This window comes from Corynebacterium sp., assembly GCF_012837295.1.
GTDB lineage: Bacteria > Actinomycetota > Actinomycetes > Mycobacteriales > Mycobacteriaceae > Corynebacterium.
Genome location: NZ_DURI01000286.1, coordinates 1 through 4,582, shown reverse-complemented (window position 1 = coordinate 4,582; position 4,582 = coordinate 1). Strand labels below are relative to the sequence as shown.

The 4,582-nt window shown below is 70.0% G+C and carries 4 protein-coding genes; 1 reads left to right on the top strand and 3 read right to left on the bottom strand.

What is annotated here, in order from left to right; translation table 11 throughout:
- The 3 genes from rsmA to GX015_RS09305 all read right to left on the bottom strand — a co-directional run.
- On the bottom strand, positions 1 to 887 hold an 887-nt coding region (gene rsmA, locus GX015_RS09315), incomplete at its 3' end, for a 16S rRNA (adenine(1518)-N(6)/adenine(1519)-N(6))-dimethyltransferase RsmA (protein WP_291344606.1).
- Entirely contained in the window at positions 888 to 2,024 is a 1,137-nt protein-coding gene (locus tag GX015_RS09310) for a resuscitation-promoting factor (RefSeq protein WP_291344604.1), read from the bottom strand.
- A gap of 378 nt (positions 2,025 to 2,402) precedes the next feature.
- Positions 2,403 to 3,242, bottom strand: a complete 840-nt coding sequence (locus GX015_RS09305) for a TatD family hydrolase (RefSeq protein ID WP_291344602.1) — start codon at positions 3,240 to 3,242, stop codon at positions 2,403 to 2,405.
- 37 nt (positions 3,243 to 3,279) lie between these two features.
- Here GX015_RS09305 and GX015_RS09300 point away from each other — a divergent pair, with 37 nt between their 5' ends.
- A complete protein-coding gene (locus tag GX015_RS09300) occupies positions 3,280 to 4,179 on the top strand; it encodes a DUF1707 domain-containing protein (protein ID WP_291344600.1) in 900 nt (299 codons plus the stop codon).
- Positions 4,180 to 4,582 lie beyond the last annotated feature (403 nt).

Below are 4,582 nucleotides of genomic sequence, written 5' to 3'. Positions count from 1 at the left end.
TCGCCCCGCAGCTTCGGGTCGATGCCGGCGGCGACGAGCGCTTCCTCGGCGGCAGCGCCGGACCCGTACACGCCGGACAGCGCCGCGCGGAGGGTCTTGCGGCGCTGGGCGAATGCGGCGTCGATGAGCGGCCACACCTTGTCGCGGGCCTCGTCCGTGACGGGCCACGGCGCGTCCCCCGCGGGCGACGGCTCCCCGTCGGGCCCGGGCACGCCGAACACGTCGATGCGCACCAGGCCCGAGTCGACCTTGGGCACCGGCCAGAACACGTTGGGCCCGATGGTCCCCGCGCGCCGCACGTCGCCGTGGAACGCGGCCTTGACGCTGGGCACGCCGTAGATCTTCGACCCCGGCTCGGCGGCCAGGCGCTCGGCGACCTCCAGCTGCACCATCACCAGCACGCGCCGGATCGACGGGAACTCCCGCAGCATGTGCAGCAGCACCGGCACGGACACGTTGTACGGCAGGTTCGCCACCAGGGCGGTGGGCTCGGGGAATTCGGCGGCCCCGGCGTCGCCGGCGGCAAGGGATTGCTTTCCGACGATGTCGTCCCGCGTCACCGTCATCGCGTCCTTGAGCACCAGGTTGAGCTGGCGCCCCGGCGCGAACTCCCCCACCGTCTTCGGGAGGCGCTCGGCCAGGCGCGGGTCGATTTCCACGGCGGCGGCCCGGCCGCAATGCTCGAGCAGGCCAAGGGTCAGCGACCCCAGGCCGGGGCCGACCTCGACCGGGTAGTCCTCGGGCGACAGGTCGGCGGCGGCGACGATGCGCCGGACGGTGTTCGGGTCGTGGACGAAGTTCTGGCCGAGCTTCTTCGTCGGCTGCAGGTCCAGTTCCGCCGCCAGCCGGCGCACCTCGACCGGCCCGAGCAGGCGGACGTCGGTCACTTAGAGCAGCCCCAGCGACGCGGAGCACGCGGGCCAGGCGCCCCAGCCCTGCGAGGCCTGGACCTTCTCGGCCACGGCAATCTGCTGTTCGCGGCTCGCCTGGCCTGCGGTCGGCGCGTACTGGCCGCCGCCGTGGGCGGTCCACGTCTGCGGGTGGAACTGCAGGCCACCGGAGTAGCCGTTGCCGGTGTCGATGTGCCAGTCGCCGCCCGACTCGCACTGCGCCAGCGCGTCCCACACGGAACCGTTGGCCACGGCCGGGACGGCGCCCGGGCGCGGCTTGGTGCCCTGGCGGACGGTGGTGACGGTCGGGGCGACCTTCTCCTCTTCCTTCAGCACCTCGCGGGACAGCTCCTGGCCATCGCGGGACAGCACCTTGAGCTGCACCAGCTTCATGCCCGGCGCGCCCTGGGTCTCGACGACGCGCTCGTCGTCGAACATCTCCGGATCCTCGATGATCTCCTCCGGGGAGGCGATCTCGACGTCCTCGGTGAGGACCTTCTCGATGAAGCGCGACACGTCGATGCGCATGCCCTCGGTCACCGCGGTCTCCGGGGCCGGGGTGACGAATTCACCCTCGCCCAGCTCGATGCCGCGCTGCTCCAGCACGTCGGCGACGGTGGCCACCGCCATCTGCAGACGGCCTTCGGTGCCCGAGTCGTTGAGGACGATGTCCTTGGCCGTGACGATGTCCAGCTCGATGCCCTCGGCCGGAATGCGCTGCGACGGGGACTTCACGGTGTCGGCGGCCTTCAGCTGCGGCAGCGACTTGACCAGCTCGTCCACGGTCAGGGCGGTGGTGGTGGTCTCGGTGGTGACGCCGTCGATGGTCAGCGACACCGGGTTCGCGGAGCGGTAGACCAGCTTGCCGCCGTCGGAGATCTCGCCCTGGCGGATGACCTGGTCGCCGTCGCCGACCTCGACGCCGGCCTTGTCCAGGATGCGGGCATCGTCGCCGAAGATGGTGGAGACCTGCTGGATCTCGCCGTCGACGTCGACCGTGACGCTCTTCTGGGCCGCGGCCGCGGTGCCGCCGCCGGCGACGAGCGCGACGAGAAGGCCACCGGTGGCGACGCGCTTGGTCGTGGTGGCCTTGTTGTTCAGCGGGTTGACGTGGCTCTTGGAGTGCTTGGTCACGGTGCTGCGGTTCCTCTCGAAGTTCCCCGGGGGCGCGGGCGGGCATGGGCCGGCACGGTTCGGCCCTGGCTGGAGAGGGCCCGTGATCGCGGCGAAATGTGCACCCCGGTGGAAGTACTGCGGTCACGTTACGGTAAAGATCGGATGAAAGTCCACTAAATGCCCAGGTTGATCGCCAAATCGGGCGTAATCCGCACCACAGTTACCGTAATCGCAGCGTTACACACCCCCATTTGGTGGCACCATTGGGGCCGCTGTTGTGGATGTGACGGCAATTCTGAAAAAGACTGCTTCACGACGCTTGCCTCCCCGCCATCACCGCCACCGCCTCAACGGCCGACGCCACTCCCGCGCCTTCCACGGCAGCGCGGCAGCCCGTTAGAGCGCCGGCACCTCGATGCCGTAGATGCGTTCGGCGTTGGCCGTCAGCTGGGCCGCCATCTCCTCCGCGGTGATGCCCCGCGCCTCGGCCATGCAGCGGGCCTGCCACCCGACGAACGCGGACTCGTTGCGCGCCCCGCGATACGGCTCGGCCGTCATGTACGGAGCGTCGGTCTCCACCAACAACTGCTCCGCCGGCGCCTCCTCCACCGCCAGGCGCAGGTCCGCATTGCGCTTGAACGTCACGTTGCCGGTGAACGACAGCACGTACCCCCGATCGAGCGCCTCCCGCGCCACCGCGATCGGCGAGCTGAAGCAATGCAGGATCACCGTCCCGCCGAAACCCTCGAGCTCGCGCATGAGATTCTCGTCGGCCTCGCGGTTATGGATCATCAACGGCTTGCCCACGGACTTCGCCAGCTCCATGTGCCAGTGCATCGCCTCGATCTGCACGTCCAACGGCGCACAGTCGTCCATCTTCCCGATCCAGTACTCGTCCAGCCCGGTTTCCCCGATGGCCACGACCCGCTCCTCCGACGCCAGCTCCGTGAGGCGCGCCCGGGCGGCGTCGTCAAGCTCGGTCGCCCGGGTCGGATGAATCGCCGCAGCCGCCCATACCCGCGGATGCGACCGCGACGCCGCGACGGCCAACTCCGTCTCCGCCAGACCGTCGCCGATGGTGCACACGCCCGCCACGCCGGCGGCCATCGCGCGATCCATCAACGCGGCGATCGACGCCTCGTCGCGCGCCCCGCAGGACGCGAGGTGCGTGTGCGCGTCGAACAACGGCGCGACGTACGGGGCGGGCTCGGCAACGGGGCGCTTCTTCTTTCCCATGGTGGCCAAGTGTAGGCGCGGCGATATCATCGAATGCATGACGGGCAGCCACGGGAACACCAGCGGAGACGACGCCAACTACCGCATCAGCGACGCCGAACGCGAGGCCGCGATGGCCAGCCTCGGCCGCGCGTTCTCCGAGGGCCGCCTGACCATCGACGAATACGACGAGCGCGTGCGGCAGGTCGCCTGCGCCCAGACCGGCACGGAACTGCTCCCGCTTTTCGACGACCTGCCAGCATCCCGCAAGGGTGGCCTGCCCGGGCAGGCGCCCGCGAAGCTCTACGCCGGCGAGGAAATCGACGCCGCCTACCAGCACGGGAAGAAGACCCGGCTGGGATTGGTCGGGCTGACGGCCGTCGGCTCCGCCGCCGGATCGATCGTCCTGTCGGCGATGTTCGCCTCTCCCCTGCCCGCGGTGCTGCTGCTGCTCATCCCCACGGTGTGGCTGATGCTCTACGTGATGAAGGTCGGCCCCGACGCCTGGCACGTCCCCAGCCCCCAGTCCGTCGAGCGGCAACGGCTGCGCGAGCTGAGGTCGTCGGAGAAGCTCCGCGCCGCCGAGCGCAAGGCCGCCGACCAGGAGCGCGCCGCGAAGCAGAAGATCCTCGAGGAGGAGCGCCTCGCCGAGCTGCGCCTCGAACGCAAGGCGCAGACCGAGGAGCTGACCAGCCGGGCGATCGGCTTCATGAACAAGGCCTTCGACCCCGAGACCATGAGTTCCATCGGCGAAATGGGCAAGAGCGGACTGAAGGGCACCGCCGGCCTGTTCAACCGCGGCGAGCCCGGCCGCCACGCCAAGGGCGGCCCCGCTGGCGCGGCCGATGGCGACTCGGACGGCGGCGCGAACGGAGCCGGTGGAGCGAACGGCGGTGGAAGCGGCCGCTCGGACGGCGCGACGGGACGTTCCAGCGACAACCCCTACGGCCGCGGTTAGCGGCGACCGCGGCTAGCCGGGCGACCGACCATCGCCGCCTTCCGCTACTCCTTCGGTCACCCCACGACCGCGGCTAGCGAAGGCTGCGAATAACGGAGCTCCCCGCACCGTTTCAGCGCGGCACCCGCCCCGACCACCCACCCCAACGAGGCAAAAAGACATCCAGTGGTCAGAAAGTGGTGGTTGACCACGTCTTTCTGACCACTGGACGTCTTTCTGTGGTGGGATGGACCCGCCGCTACTGCTCCGGGTTGACCGGCGCCCACTCCGGGCCGGTCTCCGCCAGCTCGGGATCCAGCTTGGCGAACAGCGGCTTCGGCTTCGACAGCGCGGTGCCGGGCACCATCTCCACGCGGCCCCAGGTAGCCTGCTGATCGGCGTAATCGCCCATGATCACCGGGTA